The sequence below is a fragment of the uncultured Planktosalinus sp. genome (assembly GCF_963973675.1).
Taxonomy (GTDB): Bacteria; Bacteroidota; Bacteroidia; order Flavobacteriales; family Flavobacteriaceae; genus Planktosalinus.
Window position 1 is genome coordinate 1 of the sequence record NZ_CAXBAN010000253.1, and the last position, 4,037, is coordinate 4,037.

Genomic DNA, 4,037 nt, shown 5'->3' on the forward strand with positions numbered 1-4,037 from the left:
AATTTTGATGTGACAATCACCATAGACAATCAATACACTCTTGGTGGAACCGGCTATTTACAAAACCCAAATGAAATCGGTCATGGCTACCAAGACGATCCAACCAAAGTAGTAAAACACAAAAAAGGCCGAAAACTCACTTGGCATTTTATTGCTCCCGATGTACATGATTTTACCTGGGCTGCAGACAACGAATACCTGCACGATCGCATTGAAGGACCCTATGGAATTACACTGCATTTTTTATATAAAAACAACCCTGAAATATTGGAAAACTGGAAAAACCTGCAGTCCAAAACTGTGGCACTTTTTGAGTTCTTCAACAAACACTTAGGCAATTATCCTTACAAACAATACTCTGTCATTCAGGGAGGTGATGGAGGTATGGAATATGGAATGTCAACCCTTATTACCGGTGAGCGAAATTTTAACAGCCTAGTAGGTGTAACCGCACATGAAGTAGCTCATAGTTGGTTTCAGTTTGTGCTCGCTTTTAATGAATCAAAACACGAATGGATGGATGAAGGATTTACATCCTACATAAGTGCACAGGCAATGAACGAAGTGATGGGTCAAAACAAGCAGTTTCTATATGATGGATCTTACAGAAGTTATTTAAGAATGGCAACAAGTGGAGAGGAACAACCTCAATCTACCCACGCAGACCGTTTTGATAAAAACTGGGTCTATGGTGCCTCTTCATATTCAAAAGGAGCGGTTTTTCTCGCGCAACTAGAATATGTGATTGGAAAAGAAAATGTCGAGAAAACATTGAAACGCTTTTACAACGAGTTTAAATTTACACATCCCACACCAAATGATTTTATACGAACAGCAGAAAAAGTTTCCGGGCTTCAATTGGGCTGGTATTTGCTTGATTGGACAAAAACAACAAATACCATAGATTATGCTATAGAAAATGTCGAAGAAAAAAATGGAAAGACTCTTGTCACGCTTTCGCGAAAAGGTTTAATGCCGATGCCTATTGATTTTTATGTGGTTTATAAAGACAACAAAAACGAATCGATTCACATCCCGTTACGAATGATGCGTGGTATTAAAGAAAACCCCTACCCACAATTAAAGCGCACAGTTTTAAATGACTGGGCCTGGGCTTACCCTACTTATACTTTTGAAATTGATGCTCCAAAATCAACTATTGCAGCTATGATGATTGATGCCTCAAGATTAATGGCAGATGTCGATCCGGAAAACAACGTGTTTGAAGCAGATGCCCCTAGTAAACCATTAGATGGAGAAGAATAGATTTATCCTCTTAACATAAACAAACTATTAAAGCAAAAGTAAAGAAGCATTTTTCATTAACTTTACCTGAATGAAATTCAGTTATACCAAAGAAGAAAAACTCAAAAGCAGAAAAACAATTGAAGCCTTATTCACAGAGGGCAAGTCAATTGGGGTTTTTCCTCTCAGGCTATTTTATATTGAAAGTGAAAAGCATCAAGAAGTACCTTTAAAAACTGCTGTTTCTGTCTCAAAAAGAAACTTTAAAAAAGCTACGCAAAGAAATCATATAAAAAGACTGCTTAGAGAGACTTATAGATTAAATAAAACCCTGCTTTTAGATGTTGTTGGTGATCAAAAATATGCAATGCTTTTTTTATATGTTGGCAAAGAAAAACCAACTTTTCATCAATTAAGCGAAACCATGAATACCCTGATGGAAAAGTTTATTCAAAAAACTAAAAGTTAGATTGGTATGTTAATTGTTAGCACCTTATCGTAATTCTAACTCCATTAATTATGAAAACCTTGACGCTATTTCTATTTAGCATTATGCTCGCATGTTCAAATACTTCTGAAAATTCAAAAGACGCAATCCTATATTCTGAAGCAGATGAAGTTTCTGACTATGCTCCATCTGCAAAATCTTTTGATCCGGCTATAACTTCAGTTCCAAAACCTCAGGAACAAAAAATCATAAAAACGGGGGGCTTGAGGTTTCCGACCAATGATTTAAACAAAACCCATCAGAGATTAAAAACCCTGGTCTCAAAACACCAAGGTATTCTTCAAAGTGACCGCTCAGGAAAAAACTACAATGAAAATTATAGAAATCTTACCATTCGCATTCCTTCACAACATTTTGAAACTTTGATTGATTCTATTTCTAAAGGAGTTTCCTATTTTGACCAATTAGATGTCACTCAAGAAGATGTTTCAGAGGAGTATGTTGATATAGAAGCCCGCTTGAAAGCAAAGTTAAAACTTGAAAACCGTTATTTGGAGCTATTAAACCAGGCTAAAACTGTTAAAGAAATGCTGGAAATTGAGCGAGAATTGTCGGTCATTAGAGAAGAAATTGAAGCGAGGCAAGGAAGGTTAAATTACCTTGAAAATCAAGTTTCATACAGCACCATACACGTTTATTTTTACAAAACAACTACAGATACGGGAGTAACAACTTCCTATGGTCAAAAAATGTGGAATGCACTCAAATCGGGGTGGAATGGTATTTCTTTATTTTTCCTTGGTTTGCTTCACATTTGGCCGTTTTTTGTTATCTTGTTGCTCGCTGTTTTTGGGGTACGCAAATACCTGAAGAAAAAGAAAAAAAATTAGAATAAAACGCAAATAATATTTTGTGTTAGCAAATTACAAATGATGAAAAAGAGAGTTATTGTTCCGGTAATTGCATTTTTAATTGCACTAGGAACCTGGGGTTTTAAAAGCGATTTTTTTGAAATTGCTAAACAGATTGAAATCTTTACAACCTTATTTAAGGAACTCAACATGAACTATGTTGATGAGACCGTCCCTGCAGAATTGATGGATAAAGCAATCAAGGGAATGCTTGAAGAGCTTGACCCTTACACGGTATATTATAACGAACAAGATGTAGAACAAGCCCGCATCAATCAAACAGGTGCTTACACAGGTATTGGAGCCGCAGTCAAAACCCAAAAAGATAAATTGATTGTTATTGAACCCTGGAAAGATGGACCGGCAGATAAGGCCGGACTCAAAGCCGGTGATGAGATAATTAAAATTGGAGAGGTTGAAGTGGCAAGCTTTAATGATGATGCAGGAGAGCTGCTAAAAGGCGCTCCCGGTTCAACATTAAATGTAAGTTTTAGGCGTCAGGGCAAAAACCAAAGCACAACTATTACTCGCGAGGCTGTTGAATTAAATGCTGTACCTTTCTTCACGCTTATGGAGGGAAATGTGGGTTACATTGTTTTAAGTGCTTTCAATCAGAAAACCACCACACAAACCAAAGCCGCATTACTTGATTTAAAAAAACAAGGTGCTGAAAGTATTATTCTGGATTTGCGTGGTAATCCCGGTGGACTAATGAGAGAATCTATAAACATTGTTAATCTTTTTATTCCCAAAGGCGAAATTATTTCCACAACACAATCAGTCATTGAAAAATACAATCAAACATACCGCACATCCTTTGAGCCGGTTGACACCGAAATTCCTCTTGCTGTTTTAATTAATGGCCGAAGTGCTTCTGCTAGTGAAATAGTTTCAGGGGCGATTCAGGATCTTGACAGAGGTGTTGTTGTGGGTGCACGTAGTTTTGGAAAAGGTCTTGTGCAGCGTCCCAAGGAGCTTACCTATGGAACACAGCTAAAAGTTACCATTTCAAAATACTATACGCCAAGCGGCAGGTGTATACAAGCTGAAGACTATTTCAACAGAGATGAAAACGGAGACCCCATCCGTGCTTCGGCAGAAACCTTCAACGCATTTAAAACCAAGGGCGGAAGAACTGTTTATGACGGCGGAGGTATTCAGCCCGATGTAGAAATGGAAACAGCTGTATTCAGCCCAATTACCACAGCACTTCTGAAAGCAAATAGTATATTTGATTTTGCAACAGAATACTATTATAAACACCAGTATGAAAACTGGAATAATTTCAACTTTACCGATCAAGATTATGACGATTTTCTAGCCTTCTTGAAACAGCGAAATTTTACGTTTGAAACTCAAACTGAAACAGCTCTTAAAGAAGCCATGAAGAAGGCAGAAGAGGAGGAAATCAAATCAGATATCGAAAAAAGTTA

4 protein-coding genes are annotated in these 4,037 nt (G+C 37.2%); all 4 read left to right on the forward strand.

Going from position 1 to position 4,037, the window contains the following annotated elements:
• The coding region (locus AACY61_RS09930; protein WP_339611423.1) for a M1 family aminopeptidase at positions 1–1,266 on the forward strand (1,266 nt) is incomplete at its 5' end.
• A 70-nt stretch (positions 1,267–1,336) separates the two neighbouring features.
• Entirely contained in the window at positions 1,337–1,714 is a 378-nt protein-coding gene (gene rnpA / locus AACY61_RS09935; RefSeq protein ID WP_339611424.1) for a ribonuclease P protein component, read from the forward strand.
• A 50-nt stretch (positions 1,715–1,764) separates the two neighbouring features.
• On the forward strand, positions 1,765–2,583 hold the full coding sequence (locus AACY61_RS09940) for a DUF4349 domain-containing protein (RefSeq protein WP_339611425.1): 819 nt from the start codon (positions 1,765–1,767) through the stop codon (positions 2,581–2,583).
• A gap of 42 nt (positions 2,584–2,625) precedes the next feature.
• On the forward strand, positions 2,626–4,037 hold a 1,412-nt coding region (locus tag AACY61_RS09945; RefSeq protein ID WP_339611426.1), incomplete at its 3' end, for a S41 family peptidase.